A 22,481-nucleotide genomic window follows, 5' to 3' on the forward strand; every position below is an offset into this window, starting at 1 on the left:
TACTCCTCTCACTCAATTGAATCTCTGATAACGGTCCGCGATGACCGCATCCAGAACACGCCGAAGGTAATCCCCCAGTGACGGATCACACCCGATCAGGACGCCTCCGTCCCCATCGCCGCCCATGGCGTAAAGCCACACATCAACGCCGCCGACACTGCCCATGAACCAGTCTCCGGGGCTCATGCGCCGCATGTCGTGCGAGCACAGCTCGCTCATAACCTCACACCAGGTTTTCCCCTGGAGCCGCAGTAGCCGGTCGCAGCGCTCAAAGCACCAGGGCGGCATGGTCACGTCGGGCGTCCAGCCCAGACGGTGTGCCACCAGATACTCCCGTGCACCGGTTCGCGCGACGAACCCCTGGTCGTGAGGCAACGCCTCCAGTTCGCCGGGGGGCTGGGGCAGCCCACTGTCCGCAAGCGCCTCGGCAGCGCCTGGGCCCACCAGCTGGTGGAGCGCAAGCCTGTGTTCCTCGGTTATCCGTGTACTCATTGGTGACTCTCCTCGCGGCTCTCCGGGTACCCGGCGACCTGACGTTTACCCTCCGGGTCATAGAAGGGAGTGGCCATGCGCCGGGCGCTTACCATCTGCCCACCGTCAATCCGTATCTGCAGGAGGGCTTCACGCTTGGCCAGCCCGCTTTCCACCATTGCCAGCCCAATTGGGTGGCCGAGAGTCGGGCTGTTGGCCACACTTGTGACGCGGCCGGCAATATCGCCCTCCTCGATGATCAGGTGACACTCGCGTGGCAAAGGGGAGTCCGGCGGTAGCGCAAAGGCAACCAGCTTCTGGGATTCTCGCCCTTTCAGGTGAGCCAGCGCCGGACGCCCCCGGAAGAAGGGCTTCTTGAGATGAACCGCCCAGGGCATACCCGCATTGAAGGGTGTGGTCAGTCCATCGGTATCCTGCCCAACGATGATGTGGCCCTTCTCCAGGCGCAGGATGCGCTGGGCCTCCACACCAAAGGGTCGGATGCCGGCACTGGCGCCCGCCTCCATGAGCGCATCCCAGATCCTGCCCATCGCGGAAACGGGGGCGTGGATCTCGTAGGCCAGCTCGCCCACGAACCCCACTCTCAGAAGGCGCACCGGTATATCGTCAATCCGCGATTCACGCGCGCCCAGATTGGGGAAGGCGTCCTCGTCGAGAGGGATATCCACCAGTCTCTCCAGCACGCGCCGACTTTCCGGGCCCGCCAGATTCATGGCTCCCAGCTGACCGGTGCGATTGATCACATGCACGTCCAGTCCCCATTCGAGGACATGGCGCTGCAGCATCCGATAGGTCGCGGCCGCGTGCCCGCTGGTTGCGGACAGGTAGAAGCGATCCTCCGCCAGGCGGGCGACGACCCCGTCATCCTCAATGACACCGGACTCATCAACGATCAGGCCATACCGAGTCATGCCGGCTTTGAGGTTGCCCATCCGCATGGTGTAGGAGCCCTCGAGCAACCTTGCGGCATCCGGGCCCACGACCTCGATCTTGCCCAGAGTTGAGACGTCAATCAGACCCAGGGAACGCCTTACCGCCCTGACCTCGTCGGCAATGGCCGCACTGGGCGACTCCTGGCTGCTGTAATGGGCGACCCTGAGCCATTCCCCAGCCTCCATGAATTCGGCGCTGAGGGCGCGGTGATGATCATGCAAAGGGGAAAGACGGGTTGGCCGCAGACGCCGGCCTGCCAGATCCTCCAGGCGGACCGGGTGATACATGGGACGTGCCGTTGTTGTACCGGTAGCATCCATCCCCTGACCCATATACCGCGCCAGGATCCGGATCGCATTCACGTTGGCATGCTTGCCCTGGCTCGGCCCCATGCCCACGGTGGAGTAGCGCTTGAGCAGCTCGACGTTATCGAAGCCCTCACGCGCCGCCTGTTCCAGGTCCTTGAGCTGGAGATCCTCGTCAAAGTCGACAAAATTCCGACCACGCGGATGCCGGGACACCGGCCAGGCCGCACCATGAGCCACCGTGTCCCGGAACAATGAGCGGGCCTCGTGTTCCGACTCCCCCTCCATGGCGGCAATCAGGCAGCGCACCGCCTCCAGGGCGTCCTCGCGCTGCTGATCGAGCGTAAAGGCCCCGTTCAGACGTCCCGCGGGGACCACCGTATCGGGCCATTCGGAAGGCACCTGCATCTCCAGGGTGTCGTCGTAGCGCAGCCTGCCCCCTGCCTGATACAGCAGGTGGGCCGCCGGTGCCCAGCCGGTACTGACAATGATGCCGTCACAATCAATACGCTCCTGAGCGGCCACTTCGCTTCCCGTGCCAATCAGGGATACTCCGGTAACGGCATTGGTTCCATGGACCTCATTGATGGTGGTCGCGGGCCAGATCGGGACGCCCCCGGAGGCCAGAGCCGCGGCGTCCTCGCCCTCGCGGCCGGATTCGCCACAGGCTGCGATACCGCGAATACTCACCCCCGAGGCCTGCAGCTGACGGGCAGCCGCGTAGGCTTCCGGGTTGGCGGCCAGGACGACCGCCGCCTTGCAGGGCAGGACACCGAAGTGCTCCAGGAGCCGTTGTGCGGCGGAGGCCATCATCACGCCTGGCCGGTCGTTGTTGCGGAAAACAGCAGGCTGCTCAATCAGCCCCGCCGCCACGACGACCCCCCGAGCCCGTACCTTGACTATGCCATCCGGGGTCGACACGGGAAGCCAGTGGTCGTCGTAATAGCCCAGCACCACCGACGAGGTCATCACAGTGATACCCGGATGGGCTTCCAGTTCGTCGAGCAGCCGCTGACGCCATTGAAGGGCGTCCGCATTTCCGCTCCACTGGTACCCAAGGCTCCCGCCCGGGAACGGGTTCTCATCCACCAGGATGACTTCACAGCCACGCCTGGCCGCATCACACGCGGCCGTCATGCCGGCTGGGCCGGCGCCGACCACCAGGACGTCACAGTGCCCGTAACGCTTGGGACGCCGCCGCGCCGGCCATCTCAGATCAACCCGGCCGAGGCCGGCCCGCTGCCGGATCAGCCGCTCGAAGAATGGAAACAGGAACCGGGGGCGATGGAAGGCCTTGTAATAGAACCCCACCGGCATGAAGCGGCCAAACCAGTCCAGGTAGCGGTCACGATCCTTCTCCAACCCATTTCGTACGTTGACCGGCTGGAGTTCCATACCGTCTTCCACGGGTGTGATGTCGCCGCGGATATTGGTATCCGTTCCGGTCGCAAAGAGCGCGTTGACATCATGGTTCGCCATACTGACAACGCCACGCGGCCGGTGATACTTGAAACTGCGGCCGAGGAGAGAAACTCCATTCGCCAGCAACGCCGAAGAAATGGTATCCCCCGGATGGGCCTTGTAAACACGGCCCTCGAACCGGAAGCGGAGCGTGCGTGACCGATCAATCCACTCTCCAGCGCGTACGTCAGAGCATCGGAATGGCATGGGCTACCTCCTCTGGCGTTACAATCCTGTGAACCCGGTCCGTCGCCGTATCCCGCTCCAGGACAAACCAGCGCCCGGTGGGCCGGTGGTACCACCACTCGCGCAGCAGCCCCGGGGCGCCGGCTCGGTAGAAGACCTGCGCCGCAAGCTGGTCCGGTGTCGGGTCCACGATTGGCGGTTCGCCCACCGCGCCGCCGTAGTTGAATTCCGCAACGGGGCGCGGCCCGATAAGCGGACAGTCAATGATTCTCATAGCGTCAATGCCCCACTGAAGCCGCACCCTTCTCCCCGACCAGTTCGAAGTCGCGGAAGCGTGTGTAACGGAAAGGTTCGATAAGCTCGTGATTGCGACCGGTCGCCACTGTCTCGGCCATGGTCTTGCCGCTGATCGGCGTCGCCTTGAAGCCCCAGGTTCCCCAGCCGGCATCCAGATAGAACCCGGACAGCGGCGTGGTCCCCATAATCGGCGCGAAGTCGGGGGTGAGATCGCTCATGCCGGCCCACTGGCGAACAACCCTAAGACGGGCGGTGAACGGCATGAGGTCAACGATGTTATCCGCCAGCCCTTCCACGAAATCGAATGTGGAACGCGTCGAATGGAGCACGAAGGGATCCACCGCCGACCCCATGACCAGCTCGCCCCGCGAGCTCTGGCTGAGGTACAGATGCAGGCTGCCGGAGACCACGATGGTGTTGAGGAATGGCTTGACCGGCTCGGTGACGCACGCCTGGAGCGGGAAGATCTCGATCGGTGTGGGCAGGCCCACCATGTCGGTAATGGTGGGAGTCGACCCGGCCACCATCGAGATCACCGAGTCACATTCAATCGTGCCCCGGTCCGTGGTCACGCCCCGAACACGGCCCCCGTACTGCTGTATGCCGGTGACCCGCGTCTTCTGGTGCAGCTCCACGCCCCGGGCAGCCGCGGCCCGCCCGTATCCCCAGGCAACGGCGTCGTGTCGTGCCACGGCGCCCGGCGCGTGGTAGAGAGCGCCCATCACCGGGCGTGATCCACCACAGTCAGGGTCCAGTCCCGGAACGGCCTCGGCCACCTGGTCCCTGTCCACCATCCAGCTCTCCACGCCCTGATGCCGGTTCACTTCGGCCCGCCAGCGCATGGTGCGCATGGCGTCATCGGAATGTGCCAGGGTGTAATGGCCGCGCGTTGAGTAGAACAGATTGATGTCCAGATCCTCGGAAAGATCCTGGAACAAACGCAGGCTGGCATCGTAGAAGCGGACACCCTCGGGCGTCAGGTAATTGGAACGCACGATGGTCGTGTTCCGCCCTGTATTACCACCGCCCAGATACCCCTGCTCAAGAACAGCGACATTGCGGATGCCATGATCCCGCGCCAGGTAGTAGGCACAGGCCAGGCCGTGGCCGCCGCCGCCGATGATGACCACATCGTATCGGGACTTGAGTTCGCCGGGCTGAGGGAAGAACCGTGGTTCATCGTCCGTTCCTTTCAGTCCCAGTTTCAGCAGATGCAATGACATAGCACACCTATTGGAAAATAACGGTCTTGTTGCCGTGGATAAGGACCCGATCCTGGAGCTGATAACGCAGTGCCCGGGCCAATACGGTCTTCTCCACATCCCGGCCGAGCTGGACCATGTCCGCGACCGTGTTGTGGTGATTGACCCTCACGACGTCCTGCTCGATGATCGGGCCGGCATCGAGATCCGGGGTAGCGAAATGGCTGGTGGCCCCGATGAGTTTCACCCCTCGCTCAGCTGCCTGCCGGTAGGGGTTAGCACCGGCGAAGGAAGGCAGAAAACTGTGATGGATGTTGATGATCTGCCCCCTATAGCGCTCGCACAGGAAAGGCGGCAGGATCTGCATGTATCGAGCAAGGACAATCGTGTCCGCGTCCATGCGCTGGAATAGGCTGTCCAGGGTTTCAAAGGCCGCTTCCCGGTTTTCCGGATCCACCGGCAGATGGATGAACTCAATCCCGTGCCATTCCACGAAATCGCGAAGATCCGGGTGGTTGGAGACAACGCAGGGAATATCAAAGGCCATGTCGCCGCTGCGCCACCGGTACAGCAGGTCCGAAAGGCAGTGGGACTCGCGGCTGGCCATAATGATCACGCGCTGACGCCTTTCGGAATCGGTAACGCGCCACTGCATGGAAAACCGGCGGGCGATGGGAGACAGAACTTCCCGGAAGCCGTCACCGTCGAATGGCAGACTGTCGGCACTGACCTCGTAACGCATGAAGAACCAGCCGTGATCCGGATCCGCGAACTGATGGGCCTCCGTGATCCATCCGCCATGCCGGGCGACGGCATCCGTTATGGCGGCCACGATTCCCAGGTCATCGGGACAGGACAGTATGAGGCGGTAGCTGCGATTCATTGGATGATAGTTTCTCTGTGATCAACTTTGTTTCATTAAAGGAATGCAATCCCCTTGCCAACTCAAACCGTCGCCACACCGCCCTTCAGAGAAATAGAAAAATCTTTTTATTCAGAGTCCTATAGAACAAAGAAGGAAACCGACCTCATCGCCTCCTGCACTTTCTTTGTGCGACTCTTTTTTTACTGATCCAAAAAAGCGCGTCCCCCTTCACCCTTCCGGCGGTATACAGAAACAGTCCGGCGTTCCGGACTGTAATCGGGTAGAAGCAAACAGTTGCCTGAAAGAAATGCGGGCGGGTCTTCACGTGCAGCAAGCGGTGTTGTTCAGAGGGCGTATCCACCTATAAAAATAAAAAAAGCCCTGGGAACTCCAGGGCTTCGAGTGCCCCGGGAAGTCTGTGCCGCTCAACATGCACAAAGCCTCCCGGAGGGGGTCCATGGTCCTGCGGGGTCAAATGTTGGCGCCCCGCAGGCCTCCTTCCTTGACCAGGTCCGGATCCAGGGACCGGAACGTCTGGTTCTCCTGAATGATCATCCGTCCGAGAACGCCCAGACCGACACCAATGGCACCCAGCAGGAACAGCCACATTCCAGCTGATCCGGGCCCGAAGGTGAATACGGCACTGGCACCTTCCCACGCAGCAAATGTACTCGGATCCATAGTTCAACTCCTTCTTTCACAGGTTGATACGAAGGGTCGCCGATTAGGGCGACCCTGAAGCATCCTCCAGCTCACTGATTCGCACGGGCTGGTATGGAGGATTCCGGATAGGCCACGGACGGAACTTCCACTGCGTCCAGGCCAAGCGTCTCGACTTCTTCGGGGACCCTGAGGATTCCCATGGATTTCATCGCCAGAGAAATTCCATATCCCGGAACAAAGCCCAACGCCATCATTACCGCAGCACCGATCACCTGCCCCATAAAGGTAACGTCGGGCAGGTCTCCCACATTCGGGTAACCATGCAGGAAGATCCCGGATGCGATCAGGCTCCAGACACCAGCGAAACCGTGAACCGAGACCGCGCCCACGGCATCGTCAATACCGGCTTTTTCAAGCAGCCGACCGCCAATCGGTGCAATGCAACCGCCCACAAAGGCGACCAGGAAGGCAACCGGCGGGTAATAGACATCCAGACCGGCCGCTGCGGAAATGATCCCAGCCAGCGCACCGGACATCATCCAGAAGGGTTCGCGACTGATCGCGTAGGCACCGATAACACCACCGGCAAAGCCCATAAGCGTATTGAACCCGAAGGCGGACAGATTGGAGGGATTGCCGTAGATGGTGGTCCAGTCGCCGCCAACGTTGTAGATGATGCAGCCCCCAAGGAAGCCGAAGAAACCGACGATGATCAACATCAGGCCGATCAACGCCATGGGCAGGTTATGAGGGCGGATATCGTGGATCTCACCGTTGGGCCCGTATTTGCCCACACGGGCTCCAAGGTTGATCAGAACACCCAGCGCGAAGAAGCCGGCCACGGTGTGAACGACGCCAGCGGCCCCGATGTCGTGATAGCCCAGCTCTGTCAGCATCCAACCGTCCGGATGCCAGCCCCAGGCACCGCCCAGAATCCAGACGCCGGCCCCGAGCACGCACGCCAGGATCACGTAGGCGCTCAGCCGGATCCGTTCGATCAGCGCCCCGGAGAGGATCGAGGCGGTCGTGGCACCAAACAGTGTGAAGGCAGCCCAGAAGATACCGGTGCCCTTATCGGAGAGATTCGGCCCCATGCTCGAACTCCAAGGGGCAGCGGCCGAAGCACCTTCAGTAATCGTAAAACCACCAGGGAAGGCGTTGTAGATCCACCACCCTACAAAATAAAAAGCAGGGATCAGGTAGGCCAGCGCCAGTATATTCTTGACGCCCGCCGTCAACGAGTTCTTAACCCGGGATGCCCCCATTTCATAGGCAAGAAAGCCGGCGTGAATAAGAACCATGATGGCGGTACACCACCAGTAATACATCTCCATCTCGATGGCGCTTAAAAGCTCCACCGTCGATTGCAGTTGGCTCAATTGCTCTTCCATCAGCCTCACTCCCGCAGTTGACAGTTACTTCATTTACTACAAAGAAACTATGTTTCTTCACCGTTATAAAGCATGCAAGCTGCAGGCCACTCAGAGCCAGAAGGAAGTCAGGGTTTGATTAATTAACCGGAATATCAATGCGTTGCAGAAAATAAATACGGGGATCCAAGGGAATGCTGGAGGGATTTATCCTTCAGTCATGCCCCAATGACGGGCGTTTTTGGGGCATGAACCATTCAGGACAGTGCACAGGGCTGACCAGGTAAAGCACACGCAACTGCCACCCCAGCTCTGCGCACGTTCAGGGACGGATTTCCACAGCTGCATGGACCTTTGCTTCACGGGGCCAGGTTTCGATAACGGCCGCTGTCACCACCATGACAGCGCCCAGAGCCATCCAGCCTCCCAGATGTTCCCCCGCAACCAGCACTGCTGAAACCATACCCACGACCACTTCACCCATGAGAAGAATCCCCACACGTGCCGGCTCCATCCGCTGCGTGCTCCAGAGAAAGGCCGTGAGCGCCAATGCCCACCAGAGCCCACCCAGAAACAGGGACCAGACTACAACTCCGGCCAGATCACGAGTACTCACAGCGGGTACGATCATCCCATCCAGACATATGGCCAAAAGAAGTGCGGTGGCAAGCCCCCCAAGGCAGAACACGAAATTGCACTCCACCGCGTTCAGCCCCGGCTGGGTCCGGATTCCGGTCGATGAGATCGCCCAGAGAAGACCGGATATCAATGCCATCCAGTCACCAATCCCACTGGGTAAGGGTACGCCTCCATTGGATGGTCCCATGACCAGCGCAATCCCAAGGAATCCCAGCGCAATGGCAGCCACACGCCATGGCGTGATCGGCCATCCGAACCAGAGCCGGCCAATAAGGGTGCTCCAGATCGGTGTGAGGTAAAAAAGCAGGATGACAACCGCTACCTGTCCGTAAAGCAGCGCGTTTGAGTACAGGACAAACGCGCCACCTCCCGCCCCGGTGACCATCAGTGTACCAAGCCCCACTGACCGGATCCGCCTTAGCGAGACAATAACCCAGGGCGCGAGCAACACAAACGCAAAGAACAGCGCGCAGGCGGTTGACCAGGAACCAAGGGGCGCGGCTTCATTGATCTGGCGCAGCGGAAACCAATAAGTGCCCCACAGACAGCCCACCAGAACAACAACGACACTCCCCAGTCGGTCCTCCTTCATGAGCGTTCATACCGGGTGGAGTTCATGCGGAGCTCAAACAATACCGAAACAACGGCTTTCCGCACGATGGGCACGCTCCAGCTCCATCGCGATGCGTAGGGAATCAAAAGCATGACCTGTTCCTTTATGGATTCATGGCGAACTGGTAGCCAATAGCAGACGGGATAATGCTAATACGGTGCCAGTCTGGATAGCCTTCCCACTTGGCCTCTCAGGAACGCATCCGTTCCCTTCCGGGATCAAAATGGGGCACGGAAACCACCTGTGCCGAAAGCCGCTTCTGAAGCCCATCGAGCTTCCCTACGGCCACTTCGGTGCCCGGGCCAGCATACTCCGGAGAGAGCCGACAGAGCGCGATACTGCGACCGAGCACTGGTGACCGCACAGCACTGGTCACAACCCCCACCTGATGGCGACCTACGAATACACCCTCTCCGTGGGCCGCGGTCTCCTCGTTATTGATCTCAAGACCCACAAGATGTCGATGGGGGCTGGTCTGCCGACGCATCAATGCGTCGCGGCCGATGAAGGCATCCTCCTTTGACCGCAGCGGCACGGTGAAACCGATGCCAGCCTCAAACGGATCCGTACTGTCGTCAAACTCGTGCCCCGCCGCGGCCAGCCCGGCCTCGATGCGCAACATATCGAGCGCCTCCAGTCCCATGGGTGTCAGCCCCTGGTCCGCGCCGGCGCTCTGGAGCTCATCCCACAACATGACGGCATCATCCGGATGGCAGAACACCTCAAAACCCAGCTCGCCCGTATACCCTGTACGCGAGACGATAAGGGGCGGCCCATCCTCGTGATGAAGCCTCGCAATCGAAAAGCGGAAGAGCTTGAGCTCATCCACGGTGGGCTGATCCGGACGGGTCCAGACAATACGCCGCAGGATCGCCCGGCTGTTCGGCCCCTGGACGGCTACGTTGTGGAGCTGGTCGGTCGCGGACTTGATAACCACCCTGTAACCACCGGCCTCTGCCTGCTCACGCAGCCAGTCACCGGCGTAGTCAGTGCCGCAGACCCAGCGGAAGTTATCCCGTCCCAGTCTGAAAAGGGTTCCGTCGTCCATCATGCCGCCATCGTGATGGCACAGGGGTGAGTAACTGACCTGGCCCACCGCGATACGGCGGACATCACGTGGAAGGCAGTACTGCAGCAGTGACTCAGCGTCCGGCCCCATTACCTCGAACTTGCGCAGCGCGGAGAGGTCAATGACAGCCGCTTTCTCCCGGCATGCCCAATACTCATCAATCGCGCCATGCTGGGGATAGTCCGTGGGCAGCCAGAAACCGTGGTATTCCGTGAAATTGCGTGTAAGCGCGGACGTGCGCGGGTAAAAACCGGTTTCCCGGGTCATTTCCACCTCCGAATCAGGTCGCTGACGGAACCCAATTGAACGCCGGGCATTCAGATCAGAGTCATAGACCCGGACGTGGATATCCGTTGGATTCCAGCCATTAGCCGGGTCAATATCGTCGGGGCAGGCCGAGGTCACACAGACCAGATCCGTAAGAGCGCGCAGCAATACATAATCGCCGGGGCGGGACCAGGGCTCGTCCAGAGTCAACACGTTGTGATCGTCGATCGCCGTGTTGTAGAAGAAGTTCATGGACATCCAGCCACGCCGGGCAGTGACACCATAGGGATCCAGTTCGGCGTTGAAGTTGTCCGTGCAGTTGCGATGCCCGAAATACCCCATTTCCTCATAGTATTTGGGGTTGCAGGCAAGGGCGAAGGCGTCGTGGCGGTTGCAGGTGTCCTGGACGATCTGGACCAGGGGCTGGAAATCCACATCGTAGTACTTGGAGTGGAGCCCCGGGTGGGGGGATCCCTGCCCCATGAGGGTGCGGGTGGTGGTAACGTCCAGGCACCGCTCCACCCCCCGCTCGAGCTGGGACATCCGGAAAGCCTGGAAGTCCGAGCACTGGCGTCCTTCCACGTCGATGACCTGGATCCACTGGCCGCTCTTCACGGTATAGGCTCTGGCGGTAGCCCGCTCTACCCGCAGCTCCTCAAGCGGCTCGGCCAGTGGCTCAGGCAGACCTGGTTTCTCACGCTCCACCCGTTCAGGGCTCGCCCGCTCGACAAAGACAGTCAGGTCAGTGGGCGACGCCTGATCGTGGACCGAGCTGGCCCCATCCCCCGCGGCAACAACCACGCATACGCCATCGGCCATGGCCATAAGGCGGGACTCCTGACCCGGACTGCTGCCTTCTGTAAACAGACGGATGGACCGGGCATCGGTCGGATCGAGCCCCCATCCCAGAACCCGTTCCCGCAGCCGGGACTGTCGTGGACTCCGCGATGCAAGCAGAGAACGCAGGCCACCAGCCCAACCATTGGGCTCAAGCGCAAACAGGCCCGCATCCCCCCGCCCCCGGATAAAGCCAGTGACCTCAGCGACCTGGCTTCCCTCAACATCCACCACTGTGAGCCGGTCTCCACCGTATACGGGGAAAACAGTGGCACCACCGCCGTTCACCGGATAGCGTTCCATCCCGCGCGGCAAAGTGGGCTCACCGGGGCTCTGGATGTACGGGTCCGGTTCAGTCCCATGTCTCCGTGCCATCTGCTCCATGCCACCCCCTGACGAGTACTGTCTCCCACCCCGGGCCCGTCAGGCGGACTGGCTGTGGGACTCATTATTGCCTATGTAAGTCTCCATGGAGTCATCCAGCGCATGCCACCAGCCGGTGTGATGGGGCAGCGATTGCGTACCGGTAACCGGGGAGGTGAATCCATGGCGATCCCGATAAGTCACAACGTCTTCGTCCTTGTGGTGCTCCCATTCCTTGAAAATGCTCCGGGTCAGGTCGATATCAAACGCCGGATAATCCGTCAGCCTGACCAGGTCCGCCAGGTGATCAGCCTGAAAGTCTATATCCTCAAAGGCACTACCAAGGGCCTCCTCGCGTGTCCGCCAAGCATCCAGATCCTCCTGTCGCTCGGCGCGGGTCGGCAGCTGGTAGCGTCCCAGGATATAGTCCCTGGCCAGCCAGGCCTCGGCATCGAACAATGTGAAGGTGTAGTACTGGTCCTGCATGCCCAGATACATCACGTCCGGGTTATCCATCCAGAAGACGCCCTTGTAGAGGTTATCCGGATAGAGCCGATTATGGGTCGTGAGCTTGAGGTCTTCCGCCATGAACGGGAAGCTGTGCTGATATCCCGTGCACAGGATAATGGCATCGATCCCCCGGGTACTCCCGTCACGGAAGTGAGCTGTCGACCCATCCATGTGCGTGAGCAGAGGGACCTCTTCGATGCCTTCCGGCCAATCGAAGTTCATGGGCTGAGTGCGGTAGGTGATCGTGATTGGGCCTGAACCATACTTGCGGCACTGGAGCGCGATGTCCTCGGCCGAGTAGCTGCTGCCCATGACCAGTATGCGCTTACCGCAGAATTCCCGGGCATCCCGGAAATCATGGGAATGAAGGATACGACCCGGGAAACGTTCGAAGCCCGGAAACTCGGGGACATTGGGTATGGAGAAATGACCGGTGCCGACAATAACCCGGTCAAAGGTTTCCGTTCGACTCGCCCCGGTATCCAGCGCCTCAATGGTGACCTGAAAACACTGCCTGGTGTTGTCGTACTCAACCCAGCGCACGACGGTACCGAACTTGATGAAGCGTTCCACCTGGTTCTTGCGGGCACGGCCGATGATGTAATCGAAGAGAACCTCGCGGGGTGGGAATGATGGGAGCGGCCCCCCGAAGTGTTCGTCGAAGGAGTAGTCGGCGAATTCAAGAAGTTCCTTGGGCGCATTCGACCAGAGATACCGATACATACTGCCATGTACTGGTTCCCCGTGGGCATCCAGCCCCGTGCGCCAGGTGTAGTTCCACAAACCACCCCAGTTCTCCTGTTTTTCAAAACACACCAATTCGGGCGTCTCGGCTCCCTGTTTGCGTGCTTCTTCAAAGGCGTGGAGTTGAGCAAGGCCACAGGGACCCGCACCTATGATCGCAACACGTTGAGTCATGGCTTTTCCCTCTATTGCAGTTTCAGATTCCATAGAACAGGATCGGCGTTCCCAACCGATATCCTTCCCTCATGCAGGACCCACTACTCGGGCGCCGCCCCGTAGGCCAGCTCCTCCCCGTCGTCAAACTGCGACAGGTATTCCACGACAATGGGACGGTAATCGATGAAGCCTTTGTAGTCCGCCAGGTCATCGGGAAGCGTCTTAAGGACCCGATGGAAGCGCTTGGCCCATTTGGGAATAGTAGCGAGCTCGTTCACACTGATGAGGTAACAGCGGATACTGAAAAGAACGGCGTTACTGCGCGGCAAGCGGTACAGAGCCTGGAGTTCAACACGCAGGTGGGCCTTATCGCCGACGTTCTCGGGGGTCACCGTGGCACGGTCAATGCCCCACTTATGGTAATTCTCGGGCGAGGTATCCATACGCGGGTTGACGGTCATGGTCCAATTCAGGCGCCGTACGGGATGACCAACCTGCAGATTCAGGAGATACTTCAGGGCGCGGTCAAACACTCCCATTTCATGGGCCCGCGGTACCGGCCCGTGCCACTCATAGAAGTTCATACCCAGATCGAACTGGAGTGACCAGTCCGCCTGACAGGTGAGCATACCGCCATCCATGTAGAGCATGTCGTCACGCTGGTCGTGAAGGGTGAAATCCCCCTGGACCTGACGCGTGATGTACTCGAACGGCTCCATCGGCAGGGTCTCCGGGTCTCCGAACGTAAAGGTATCGTGAATGCCGAGTAACCGGTTCTCCCAGGTCCAGCGATCGCCCTCCCGGGTCAGGGAGAAGTGCTGCGGGTAGTCCGTGGAGAGTGACTCCATCAGAAGTTCGAGCGTATCCCACTGGGCCGTCATCATGTGCGGTAATACCGTACAGCGACTCGGATCCTCTTCCAGCACCTTCCGGCGCTCCTCGATCTCCGACAGGTAATGTTCGTCGATGTCGAAGGCCGGCGCGTAAGCCGATCCCGGTGGCCCCCCGTTGTGCGGCTCAATGTTGACCGAGTACATATAGCTGTCCTCTGGGAACGGGAAGGGGAAGCGCCGGATGGCTTCCGGGCTGTTGCTATAGGTAAAATCATCGCGGAACGTTTCCACGGGTTTCACTCTAGGCTCTGCAACCGTTGATTCTGCTTGCATGGTCATGATTCGACTCCTGAGCGTTGACCGCAGCCAGATGCCGCTGGCCTATAGATCGAGAACAACACGTGACGTGCGAGCCCTGGATACACAGATCATCATCCGGCTGTTCGCCGCTTTCACGTCATCGGATAGGAAGTGGTCATGATGCTCGATATCACCTTCGAGCACCCTGGTTTCGCATTCACCGCAGGCCCCGCCCCGACAGGAGCATGCTGGTTCCAGTCCCGCTCCCTCCAGGGCCTCCAGGACGCTGGCGGTGCCGGGCACTTCGATCTCCCGCTCACTTCTGTGACAGACCACAGTGAATGGCTCCCCGACAGGGGGCGCGGTAAACGCTTCGGAATGGACATGGCGAGGCGGCCACCCAAGCTTCGTTGCAGCGGCGCTCACATCGTTGATCAGTCCTGCAGGGCCACAGACGTAGACATGGGTGCCCAGCGGCTGGTCACGCAGAATCGCGAGCGGGTCCAGGTACTCGCCCTGATCACTTTCGTAGAAGCTGGCGGTTGGCTCCCGGGCCGCAATGGCATCCCGGTAGGGAGCGCCGTCGTCATCCCTGAACTGGTAATGCAACTCATAGGGCACGCCGCGCTGACGCAGCTCGTGCATCTGCGCGAGAAACGGCGTTATCCCGATACCGCTAGCGATAAGCACATGCCGGCGGGCAAGGACATTCAGCGGGAACAGGTTGACGGGCGCGGATATATCCAGGAAATCGCCCTCACCGACCCGCTCATGCATGAACAGGGAGCCGCCCCGCCCCGCATCGTCACGGCGCACCGAGATCCGGTAACAGCGGCCGTCATCCGGCGGACTGGTGAGTGAGTAGGGGTTGCGGTGGCAGACCTGCCCCTGCGCATCCTTCATGGTGACAACCACGTGGCTGCCCCCGGAGAAACATGGCAGGGGAATGCCCTCAGTGTGCTCGAGGGTAAAGGTCTTCACCGAGGGTGTGACCTGATCGATTCCGGTCACACGCACCGGGATACTGGGTTGCTGTGAGGTGATCATGAATCAAGCTCCTCCGGCTCAGGCACGTCACCCGGCGCCTCGGCGTCCACACAAACCCCCTGGTAGACACCCAGCCGGCGTGAGAAGTGATCCCTGACGAAAAGGTTCAGGCCACAGCCAGGACACTGGTATACGGTGGTGGACACGGCAGGATCGGTCGTTTTGCAGTGTATACAGCACACTGGCCGCGCCGGCGGACCGCACCGTTCCATCTGGATGGCCGCCTCCGATATGCCCACCCCATCGCGGGCGGTCGCCACAACCCGCCAAAGAAAGGCTTCACTGCCGGCAACGTACAGCCGTACTCCCATACCCGAGTCAGCAAGGTAGTCACCCAGTGCACTGCAAAGGCCCTCGGTATCAGGGAATCGCCAGGGCTGTGGAAAATCACGGCCACCCTCAGCCAACTCTTCACCCTGGTCGGGACCAGCGCCTGCCGTATAGAAGAGAGCCACGGCGGATGCCTCCGGCGCCATGCCGTCATTCCCTTCAGCCAATTCGCGGCGTAGCCGCAAAAGTGCCTCCGCTCCGGGGCCTTCGCCCGCGAGCACATGCTGGCAGCCCCCCGGATCAGGCGTAAGCCCTGTATAGACTGGCTTGCTCTTGATGCCTGGTATCGACATGCCGAACCTCCTGCGTCACGGTCAGCCGCGTTACCCTTCACCTTCCCGGCGCTGGCCACAGAAAAACCCAACACCGAAATCATCGGTTTCGAAGGTAATCTGACTGCCCGCCGGGAAATAGAAGACATCACCAGGGCGGGCCTCAACGCTCTGGCCGGTCTCATCCGTGATGGTGAAGCCGCCGGCAAAAATGCACTTCATCTCGTGATAGGTGTAGTCGTAGACCAGCGGCTTGTCGGACTTCTCCATACGGAAGAAACCACTCACAATGGTTTTGTCAGGATCGTCGGAAGCCGCGACGTCCCCGAGCCAGGCGTTGCACCCCTCCACTTCCATACTGGGAAAACTGCGCTCGGAGGCGCCGGGGAAATGGGTCATCTTCTGCATGACGGATCTCCTTTTTCGTTTCTCTATGGGAAATAAAATTTCCTCTAAAGAATGCAAAAGCTTTGCCAAAAAGGACGCCCTACCATCCACCCTTTTTCGGGAAAACGCAGATCATTGATATTGAAGTAATTTCAAAGAAAGGAGAGTTTACAAGCGCACGGAATGCCTCAGTCCCCACCTGGGAGGAATTGGCCTCAAAACGTTCTTTCTTAGTGCGGCTGCGGCCCGGTTGCACTCTTACAGGACATCAAGGCAACTAATAGCCGGGGCTCAGACTCGGGTAGCTTGAGTACAGACCCCGAGGTCACGCTGCAGCTCCCGGAAGAACCGTAGGAAGCGCGCCTCGAGTTCCTCGTTGTGGTGGTGTATTTCCTCGATGATGCCCTCGAACCGGTTAGGAAACCGGATACGCCCCGCAACCCGGTCGAGCGCATAGCCGATGCTGTCAAAATCCCGGTAATGGCCGAACCAGTCGTCCAGGGTGATCCGCCGCGTCACGCGGATCATGGGATCCGGCATCAGGTGTTCATGTTCCCGTAGTTCACGGTACACCTGCCGGATAAAGGCATCTGGATCCCGGCCACTGAATTCCGGCCAGTACCTGAGCAGGTAATGGTCATAGAGGATGTCCAGGGCCACACCGGCAAAGCGGCGCCGCCGCGAAGAGAACAGGCGCCGGCTCGCCAGGACCTGGGGATGGCGATCCGTGTAGCCGTCCACCGAGAGATGGTGCCGCACGCCCAACTGGACCTGCTCAGGCAGGCCCTGCACCCTGACGCCCCGGCAGAAATCACCGAGAATGCTGCCGACCCTGGCCTCAGGGGAATCCGGGGCCAGAAAGAGGTGGGCCAGATGATTCATCGGAGCGCTCCTGTTGCATTTCCGGATGAATGGCCACATGTAGTCTCTGACGCCGATCCACCAACAAAGGATGCTGGCGGTCCTGTCCGGGTGGCGCTGGCCAGTAATGGGAGCGACAATGCTGTCAGGATCCGCTGTTTCCTCCAAGTCGTAAAGGGTGCTGATATTGGCATACTCACCAGGGTTCCTGGGCGCGATACTTGATTCCATCAGTGAGAGCATCGTCGTTATTGATGGAGTCGGTAACATCCAGTACGTGAACCGGTCCTGGAGTGAGTACGGTGACACCAACAATGCCTGTATACCCAGTGACGACTGGCACACGCTGAATTACCTCACGGAGTGCGACAAGGCATCCGCCATGGGTGATGAGTTCGGCACGAACGCCGGTTCGGGCATACGGAGTGTCCTGAATGGCAGCCAGTCTGAATTCTATCTTGAGTACCCCTGCCACAGTCCTGATGAAAAACGCTGGTTCATGATGCGGGTCGCGCCACTCCAGCTGAACGAGGCCGGTTACTTCGTGATCGTCCACAAAAACATCACTGAACGGAAACTCGCCGAGGAAAAAGTCAGCGCGCTCGCGAGAATCGACGGGCTTACCGGCATCGCCAATCGCCGCGCCTTTGACGAATTCCTTCATGAGGAGTGCCGCCGGTGCATGAGGCTCGGAAAACCAATCTGCCTTGCCATTGTGGATCTGGACCATTTCAAGATGCTCAATGACACCTATGGTCACCAGTTGGGTGATGACTGCCTGCGCCAGACAGCTTCCCTCCTGCAGGAAACCGTGAACAGACCCAGTGATCTCTGTGCGCGATACGGTGGTGAGGAATTCGCCCTGATCTGGGGCGACACGTCACTGGAACAGGCAAGACAACTGCTGAACCAGTTCCTGCGGAGTCTGAGCGATGCAAAAATGCTCAACATACACTCGCCTGCCGGCAAATACCTCACAGCCAGCATCGGCCTGACATCAATGGTCCCCACCACGGATTCGGACATGGACGAACTGATCGGACAGGCTGATCACATGCTCTATATGGCAAAAGCCAACGGACGCAACAGGATCGAATCCCAGGACAAAAGCACCCCCGGAAGATGACGCCATGAAGCGCAACACTGCTAACATTAACCACAGCATCCAGGTCAACGAGGCCCCCACGGCGATTGATGATCGCCCCGTTGGCCCTGCCTAGAGATGGGCCCTTCCCCTAGCCGCTGTCACCACCGGCAACGGGAAGGATGAGACCCACCTGTTCATCAAGGGTCCCATAGCGGTTCATGAAACTGCTCTGGCAGTTCTGATCCACCAGGGTCTGGTACAGGCCTGCTCCTGCTCACCGCCTGACTCGGTATGCCGCATCGTCAGCCTTGGAGGGGCTTCCGTTCCTCCCGGTGCGGTCGCGTTCACGCGGATATTGTGCCCCGCATACTCATAGGCGAGGGACACCGTCATGGCAATGCCATCATGCGCCTGACCAATACCATTCTCCAGAAGCTGGTGGAAAACCGCCTGTCAGGCCGTTATCCCTGATCCTGTCCCATGCTCCGCCGCCCCCTGCGTTCTTAAGGCCGCTACTGGGATTCTTCCAGGCCCAGACGTTCCCGCACGGCCGGCTCCCGGCTGGTCTTCAGCCCGGCGGCCTTGCCTTCCTCCAGAGCGATCTCGGCGGGCACGCCCATCTGATGGCGATACAGGGCCCACATGGCACCTACCCGGTTACTGCTGGCGCAGTGCACCAGAACGGGATAGTTGCCAGTCGTTGAAACAATTCTGGCGAACTCCTCAACCTGTTCTTCTGTAGGGGCCTTGCTGGAAATACTGATGCTGAAAAAATTCAGCCCGGCCTCATGGGCGGCTTCGCGCTCCGCCTCCAGCCCCTCCTCGGGCTTGAGCAGGCTCACAACTGTGGTAAAGCCCATGCCCTTCAGTTCCTCCAGCGCGCCATCGCCCAGCTGACCGCCGGTTCCGATGAACGGTGCCGGGCGGTTGTAGTTCCCCACCGCCTGGGTCATTTCATCACCGTATGGCGCCAGATCAATATCACGGCTGATATCGAAAGGCAGCCCCCGCTGCGCGGCCTTTTCCGTTACGGATGCCTGATGACTTTCAGCCTCATCGGCCTGGAAATGGGCACAGCCTGTTGCCCCCAGACTGAGACTGAGCACCAGCCCGACGGGCAGTGCTGCTTTCATCACGCGATTCCTGATCATCGTTTTCCCCCTGCCTCTATATTAAGTATTTCTAATATAAAGACTGGAGAATATCCAGTGCAAATACAAGAGCCGTTCAACGCAGTATAATTGGATGACAAAACCGGGGAGCAACAGATGGAACCAGACGACTACGCCACTACCCTGCAGCAGTTCAGCGATACATCCGCCCTTACCCCGGATGAAATGGCTGAGCACGCGGCCGAGGCGAGCCAGGTCCTGAAGTCGATCGCCAACCCCAACCGGCTGATGATCCTGTGCACGCTGACCGGGGGCGAGAAGTCCGTGGGGTCCATCAACAGCAGTGTGCCACTAAGCCAGTCAGCGCTCTCCCAGCATCTGGCACGTCTCAGGGATGAAAACCTTGTCACCTTCAGGAAGGAGGGACAGTCGGTGCTCTACCGGATCCAGGACCCGAGGATCGTGGCGCTGATGAGCCGCCTGTACGAGCTTTACTGTGCACCTGATGCAGCTGGTCACGGGGAAGACTGATCACCCACGCTGTCCCTGTTAAGGCACTCCCTTCTAACAGACTGGTTTTCCATAATTTCCGCCAGGGGCTCTACAAGATCCGCGTGACGGCGATGCACATAATGGTACAGGGTAAAACGGGCCACGGGCTCAGGATGGATATGGAACCTGGCCCACTTGCTCTCGCCCAGGGGGGATCCCCCTTCTATGTGCGATACCAGCGCCATATCCACTCGGCGATGCTCCAGCAGATTAAGCGACTGTTCATAGTTCCTGGTCCGCGCCAGGTCCATACCGAGCCTTTCCGCGGTTCGTTCAGCAATCAGCACACCGCGCCGGACCGCAACCCTTTTGCCGGAAAACGCTGGTTCATCTCCCACATCCGCCTCCGGGAATACCGCCATCAGCCTGCCCTGCAGTAAGGGATAGGGAACACGGATCAGGTTTTCCTTTTCCTCCCCGACCATAGGAGTCCGGAACAGATCCGCATCAACCCGTCCCTGCTCGGCAAGAAAAAGTGCCCTCCGGGAAGGCACTTGCAGCGTATCCACACTGATCCCCAGCTGCTGATACGCTGCTTTCACAATGCGCAGTGCAGCACAGGTACTGGGCACATCCTCGATGACGGCGACTTCCACCCGGTCGGTCGCGAAATCACCGTTCGACTCAGGGCTGGAAATCGCCCCCAGCACCAGAGCAGGAACCAGAAGAGCAAACCGCATTTCGGCTATCCATGTGAACGGAGAGTTCTGCTCACAGGATAGACTCCAGGACGGCAATATTCCTGATCAGGATACCTGAATCACTCCAACAGTGTCCGCACTGGCCACAGTGCGCAAGCGACGAAACAGCGGACCGATCACCAATGGTCGATATTCCCTCAAAGCGCGTAATGACACCCACATAAAGGCAATGGCTGGTGGTTGATGGTTAGAAGGACTAGTGTCCTGTGCGGTGCTGGAGGCACGCAAAGACCTGGATCCAGATGCCTATGCCGATCACGTTCTCCAGTTGACGGTTGACCTCGTCGATACGGGACGGGGAAACGCTCATCATCCGTTCGCCAAGGCACTATTGATTTTTACCGCCACAGTCCGTAAAAAGCGCCTACCACGAACCCAGGAGCTCGGACATGGCCGATGACAGCGCCCCTCTCGTCTGCCGCGATATCCATAAATCCTTCGGTGACACGCCGGTTCTCAGAGGTCTGGATCTCGAGGCGCAGAAAGGCGATGTCGTCTCCATGATCGGCAGCTCCGGCTCTGGCAAGAGTACTTTCCTGCGGTGCCTCAACCTGCTGGAAACACCTACCTCCGGGGAGGTCATCGTCCACGGGGAGCCCATCCGGTTCAGGGAGAACCGCAAGGGTATCCGGGTCCCGGCGGATCAGGGCCAGGTGGAGCGGATCCGCGCCCGCCTCTCCATGGTGTTCCAGAATTTCAATCTGTGGTCCCACATGACCGTACTGGAGAACATCATCGAAGCGCCGGTGCACGTTCTGAAAGTGCCGAAAAAGGAAGCCATTGAACGCGCGGAAGCCTACCTGGAGAAAGTGGGCATCCGTGAACGCAAGGACTATTACCCGGCCCAGATCTCAGGCGGGCAGCAGCAACGGGCCGCCATCGCCCGGGCCCTGGCTATGGAGCCGGAGGTCATGCTGTTCGATGAACCTACCTCGGCACTGGATCCGGAACTGGTCGGGGATGTCCTGCGGGTGATGCAGAAGCTGGCCGAGGAAGGCCGCACCATGGTCGTGGTCACCCATGAAATGGCTTTTGCCCGGGATGTGTGCAGCCAGGTGATGTTCCTCCATCAGGGCCGGATCGAGGAGCAGGGTTCCCCGGAACAGGTCTTCAACAACCCATCGTCGGAGCGCGTAAAGCAGTTCCTGGCACCCAACTTCCAGAGATCAAGGTTCTGATGTTTCCCGGGCTGACCTGATCCTTGCTATCATCCTGTGCGTTTTTCGAACGATCGCTCAACATCTCAATCACAGAACCACGGAGTCACCACCATGAAACAATTCCTGATCGCCGCAGGCTGCATCCTTGCCATGGTGACCGGCGTTGCACAGGCACAGGAGCGCCCGCTCCGCATCGCGTTTGACGTTCCCTACGAACCCTTTGAATACAGGACGCCGGAGGGCGAACTGACCGGCTTTGAAGTGGAGCTGGCAGAAGCCATGTGCAAGGAGATGAACCGTGAGTGTGACTTCGTGGTTCAGGCCTGGGACGGCATGATTCCCGGCCTTATGGCGCGCAAGTACGACGCCATCATGTCCTCCATGTCCATCACCGAGCAGCGCGCGAAACGTGTGCTGTTTTCCGAGCCCTATTACCGGACGCCGGGCGGCTGGTTCGCGAAGAAAAGCACCAGCGTGGACGTTACCGACCGCTCTGCGATGGAAGGCAGGGTTGTCGGTGTGCAGCGCGGTACCACCATGGATAACTACGTGACCGAGAACCTGGGCAACATTGTTGAGGTCAAGCGCTATACCACCGCCGATGATATGAGGCTGGATCTTGAAAGCGACCGGCTCGACCTGGTGTTCGTGGATTACCCCGTGGGCGAGGAATACTTCCTGACCAAGGACAACTTCAGGGAAATCGGCGAACCGGTCAAGCTTGGCGAGGGCGTGGCGGTTGCCATGCGCAAGCGTGACAGGGAGCTGGCGAAGGAGATCAACAAGGCACTGGAAACGCTGAAGAACGATGGTACCTATGACACCATCATGAACCGCTATTTCGATTACAGCATCAAGATGTAGTAA

The 22,481-nt window shown here is 59.7% G+C and carries 21 protein-coding genes; 4 read left to right on the plus strand and 17 right to left on the minus strand.

The annotated features are described in order from the left end of the window. Window positions 1-12 precede the first annotated feature (12 nt). The 15 genes from CK501_RS08815 to CK501_RS08880 all read right to left on the minus strand — a co-directional run bounded on the left by CK501_RS08815 (window position 13) and on the right by CK501_RS08880 (window position 17,023). Window positions 13-492, minus strand: a complete 480-nt coding sequence (locus CK501_RS08815) for a hypothetical protein (RefSeq protein ID WP_095617367.1) — start codon at window positions 490-492, stop codon at window positions 13-15. Then, entirely contained in the window at window positions 489-3,398 is a 2,910-nt protein-coding gene (locus tag CK501_RS08820; protein ID WP_095617368.1) for an FAD-dependent oxidoreductase, read from the minus strand. The genes CK501_RS08815 and CK501_RS08820 overlap by 4 nt, the downstream gene beginning before the upstream one ends. Further along, window positions 3,379-3,651: a sarcosine oxidase subunit delta gene (locus CK501_RS08825; RefSeq protein WP_095617369.1), complete on the minus strand. Its 273-nt coding sequence runs from the start codon at window positions 3,649-3,651 to the stop codon at window positions 3,379-3,381. Before CK501_RS08825 ends, CK501_RS08820 begins: the two co-directional genes overlap by 20 nt. A gap of 4 nt (window positions 3,652-3,655) precedes the next feature. Beyond that, window positions 3,656-4,897 carry an FAD-dependent oxidoreductase gene (locus CK501_RS08830; RefSeq protein ID WP_095617370.1) on the minus strand — a complete coding sequence of 414 codons (1,242 nt, stop codon included), beginning with the start codon at window positions 4,895-4,897 and terminating at the stop codon, window positions 3,656-3,658. A 7-nt stretch (window positions 4,898-4,904) separates the two neighbouring features. Beyond that, window positions 4,905-5,759 carry a formyltetrahydrofolate deformylase gene (gene purU / locus CK501_RS08835; protein WP_095617371.1) on the minus strand — a complete coding sequence of 285 codons (855 nt, stop codon included), beginning with the start codon at window positions 5,757-5,759 and terminating at the stop codon, window positions 4,905-4,907. A gap of 453 nt (window positions 5,760-6,212) precedes the next feature. Then, complete coding sequence (locus CK501_RS16725; protein ID WP_143421411.1) at window positions 6,213-6,422, minus strand: hypothetical protein; 210 nt, start codon at window positions 6,420-6,422, stop codon at window positions 6,213-6,215. 71 nt (window positions 6,423-6,493) lie between these two features. Then, window positions 6,494-7,795: an ammonium transporter gene (locus CK501_RS08840; RefSeq protein ID WP_095617372.1), complete on the minus strand. Its 1,302-nt coding sequence runs from the start codon at window positions 7,793-7,795 to the stop codon at window positions 6,494-6,496. Window positions 7,796-8,096: 301 nt separating this feature from the next. Next, a complete protein-coding gene (locus tag CK501_RS08845) occupies window positions 8,097-9,005 on the minus strand; it encodes a DMT family transporter (protein WP_095617373.1) in 909 nt (302 codons plus the stop codon). Between the two features lie 211 nt (window positions 9,006-9,216). Then, window positions 9,217-11,574 (minus strand): DUF1989 domain-containing protein, encoded by a 2,358-nt coding sequence (locus CK501_RS08850; protein ID WP_198949449.1) that lies wholly within the window; start codon window positions 11,572-11,574, stop codon window positions 9,217-9,219. 48 nt (window positions 11,575-11,622) lie between these two features. Beyond that, window positions 11,623-12,990, minus strand: a complete 1,368-nt coding sequence (locus CK501_RS08855) for an NAD(P)-binding domain-containing protein (RefSeq protein WP_095617375.1) — start codon at window positions 12,988-12,990, stop codon at window positions 11,623-11,625. An 83-nt stretch (window positions 12,991-13,073) separates the two neighbouring features. Then, window positions 13,074-14,144 carry a heme-dependent oxidative N-demethylase family protein gene (locus CK501_RS08860; protein ID WP_269844188.1) on the minus strand — a complete coding sequence of 357 codons (1,071 nt, stop codon included), beginning with the start codon at window positions 14,142-14,144 and terminating at the stop codon, window positions 13,074-13,076. Between the two features lie 42 nt (window positions 14,145-14,186). After that, window positions 14,187-15,152: a PDR/VanB family oxidoreductase gene (locus tag CK501_RS08865; protein WP_095617376.1), complete on the minus strand. Its 966-nt coding sequence runs from the start codon at window positions 15,150-15,152 to the stop codon at window positions 14,187-14,189. After that, window positions 15,149-15,775: a dimethylamine monooxygenase subunit DmmA family protein gene (locus CK501_RS08870; protein WP_143421412.1), complete on the minus strand. Its 627-nt coding sequence runs from the start codon at window positions 15,773-15,775 to the stop codon at window positions 15,149-15,151. The genes CK501_RS08865 and CK501_RS08870 overlap by 4 nt, the downstream gene beginning before the upstream one ends. A gap of 30 nt (window positions 15,776-15,805) precedes the next feature. Beyond that, entirely contained in the window at window positions 15,806-16,162 is a 357-nt protein-coding gene (locus CK501_RS08875; protein ID WP_198949450.1) for a cupin domain-containing protein, read from the minus strand. A 270-nt stretch (window positions 16,163-16,432) separates the two neighbouring features. After that, window positions 16,433-17,023 carry an acyl carrier protein phosphodiesterase gene (locus CK501_RS08880; protein ID WP_095617378.1) on the minus strand — a complete coding sequence of 197 codons (591 nt, stop codon included), beginning with the start codon at window positions 17,021-17,023 and terminating at the stop codon, window positions 16,433-16,435. Window positions 17,024-17,189: 166 nt separating this feature from the next. Here CK501_RS08880 and CK501_RS08885 point away from each other — a divergent pair, with 166 nt between their 5' ends. Next, on the plus strand, window positions 17,190-18,128 hold the full coding sequence (locus CK501_RS08885) for a sensor domain-containing diguanylate cyclase (RefSeq protein ID WP_095617610.1): 939 nt from the start codon (window positions 17,190-17,192) through the stop codon (window positions 18,126-18,128). A 473-nt stretch (window positions 18,129-18,601) separates the two neighbouring features. On the opposite strand, the gene CK501_RS08895 is transcribed toward CK501_RS08885, so the two are convergent. Further along, entirely contained in the window at window positions 18,602-19,222 is a 621-nt protein-coding gene (locus CK501_RS08895; RefSeq protein WP_158223081.1) for a fused DSP-PTPase phosphatase/NAD kinase-like protein, read from the minus strand. A gap of 135 nt (window positions 19,223-19,357) precedes the next feature. Between CK501_RS08895 and CK501_RS08900 the strand changes: the two genes are divergently transcribed. Continuing rightward, window positions 19,358-19,732 (plus strand): ArsR/SmtB family transcription factor, encoded by a 375-nt coding sequence (locus tag CK501_RS08900; protein ID WP_143421413.1) that lies wholly within the window; start codon window positions 19,358-19,360, stop codon window positions 19,730-19,732. Here the strand turns inward: CK501_RS08900 and CK501_RS08905 are convergent. Next, complete coding sequence (locus CK501_RS08905; protein WP_095617380.1) at window positions 19,717-20,433, minus strand: type 2 periplasmic-binding domain-containing protein; 717 nt, start codon at window positions 20,431-20,433, stop codon at window positions 19,717-19,719. The two genes, CK501_RS08900 and CK501_RS08905, sit on opposite strands and share 16 nt — an antisense overlap. A 410-nt stretch (window positions 20,434-20,843) precedes the next feature. Here CK501_RS08905 and CK501_RS08910 point away from each other — a divergent pair, with 410 nt between their 5' ends. Next, window positions 20,844-21,632 carry an ABC transporter ATP-binding protein gene (locus CK501_RS08910; protein WP_095617381.1) on the plus strand — a complete coding sequence of 263 codons (789 nt, stop codon included), beginning with the start codon at window positions 20,844-20,846 and terminating at the stop codon, window positions 21,630-21,632. A gap of 93 nt (window positions 21,633-21,725) precedes the next feature. Next, window positions 21,726-22,478: a transporter substrate-binding domain-containing protein gene (locus CK501_RS08915; protein ID WP_095617382.1), complete on the plus strand. Its 753-nt coding sequence runs from the start codon at window positions 21,726-21,728 to the stop codon at window positions 22,476-22,478. The last annotated feature ends 3 nt before the right edge of the window (window positions 22,479-22,481 follow it).

It is taken from the genome of Halovibrio salipaludis, assembly GCF_002286965.1.
In the GTDB taxonomy this organism is placed as follows: domain Bacteria; phylum Pseudomonadota; class Gammaproteobacteria; order Pseudomonadales; family Oleiphilaceae; genus Halospina; species Halospina salipaludis.

Coding starts and splice junctions, on each gene's coding strand:
- CK501_RS08815 (WP_095617367.1), bottom strand. CDS start 492: ATGAGTACACGGATAACCGAGGAACACAGGCTTGCGCTCCACCAGCTG.
- CK501_RS08820 (WP_095617368.1), bottom strand. CDS start 3,398: ATGCCATTCCGATGCTCTGACGTACGCGCTGGAGAGTGGATTGATCGG.
- CK501_RS08825 (WP_095617369.1), bottom strand. CDS start 3,651: ATGAGAATCATTGACTGTCCGCTTATCGGGCCGCGCCCCGTTGCGGAA.
- CK501_RS08830 (WP_095617370.1), bottom strand. CDS start 4,897: ATGTCATTGCATCTGCTGAAACTGGGACTGAAAGGAACGGACGATGAA.
- purU (WP_095617371.1), bottom strand. CDS start 5,759: ATGAATCGCAGCTACCGCCTCATACTGTCCTGTCCCGATGACCTGGGA.
- CK501_RS16725 (WP_143421411.1), bottom strand. CDS start 6,422: ATGGATCCGAGTACATTTGCTGCGTGGGAAGGTGCCAGTGCCGTATTC.
- CK501_RS08840 (WP_095617372.1), bottom strand. CDS start 7,795: ATGGAAGAGCAATTGAGCCAACTGCAATCGACGGTGGAGCTTTTAAGC.
- CK501_RS08845 (WP_095617373.1), bottom strand. CDS start 9,005: ATGAAGGAGGACCGACTGGGGAGTGTCGTTGTTGTTCTGGTGGGCTGT.
- CK501_RS08850 (WP_198949449.1), bottom strand. CDS start 11,574: ATGGCACGGAGACATGGGACTGAACCGGACCCGTACATCCAGAGCCCC.
- CK501_RS08855 (WP_095617375.1), bottom strand. CDS start 12,990: ATGACTCAACGTGTTGCGATCATAGGTGCGGGTCCCTGTGGCCTTGCT.
- CK501_RS08860 (WP_269844188.1), bottom strand. CDS start 14,144: ATGACCATGCAAGCAGAATCAACGGTTGCAGAGCCTAGAGTGAAACCC.
- CK501_RS08865 (WP_095617376.1), bottom strand. CDS start 15,152: ATGATCACCTCACAGCAACCCAGTATCCCGGTGCGTGTGACCGGAATC.
- CK501_RS08870 (WP_143421412.1), bottom strand. CDS start 15,775: ATGTCGATACCAGGCATCAAGAGCAAGCCAGTCTATACAGGGCTTACG.
- CK501_RS08875 (WP_198949450.1), bottom strand. CDS start 16,162: ATGCAGAAGATGACCCATTTCCCCGGCGCCTCCGAGCGCAGTTTTCCC.
- CK501_RS08880 (WP_095617378.1), bottom strand. CDS start 17,023: ATGAATCATCTGGCCCACCTCTTTCTGGCCCCGGATTCCCCTGAGGCC.
- CK501_RS08895 (WP_158223081.1), bottom strand. CDS start 19,222: ATGAAAGCAGCACTGCCCGTCGGGCTGGTGCTCAGTCTCAGTCTGGGG.
- CK501_RS08900 (WP_143421413.1), top strand. CDS start 19,358: ATGGAACCAGACGACTACGCCACTACCCTGCAGCAGTTCAGCGATACA.
- CK501_RS08905 (WP_095617380.1), bottom strand. CDS start 20,433: ATGCGGTTTGCTCTTCTGGTTCCTGCTCTGGTGCTGGGGGCGATTTCC.
- CK501_RS08910 (WP_095617381.1), top strand. CDS start 20,844: ATGGCCGATGACAGCGCCCCTCTCGTCTGCCGCGATATCCATAAATCC.
- CK501_RS08915 (WP_095617382.1), top strand. CDS start 21,726: ATGAAACAATTCCTGATCGCCGCAGGCTGCATCCTTGCCATGGTGACC.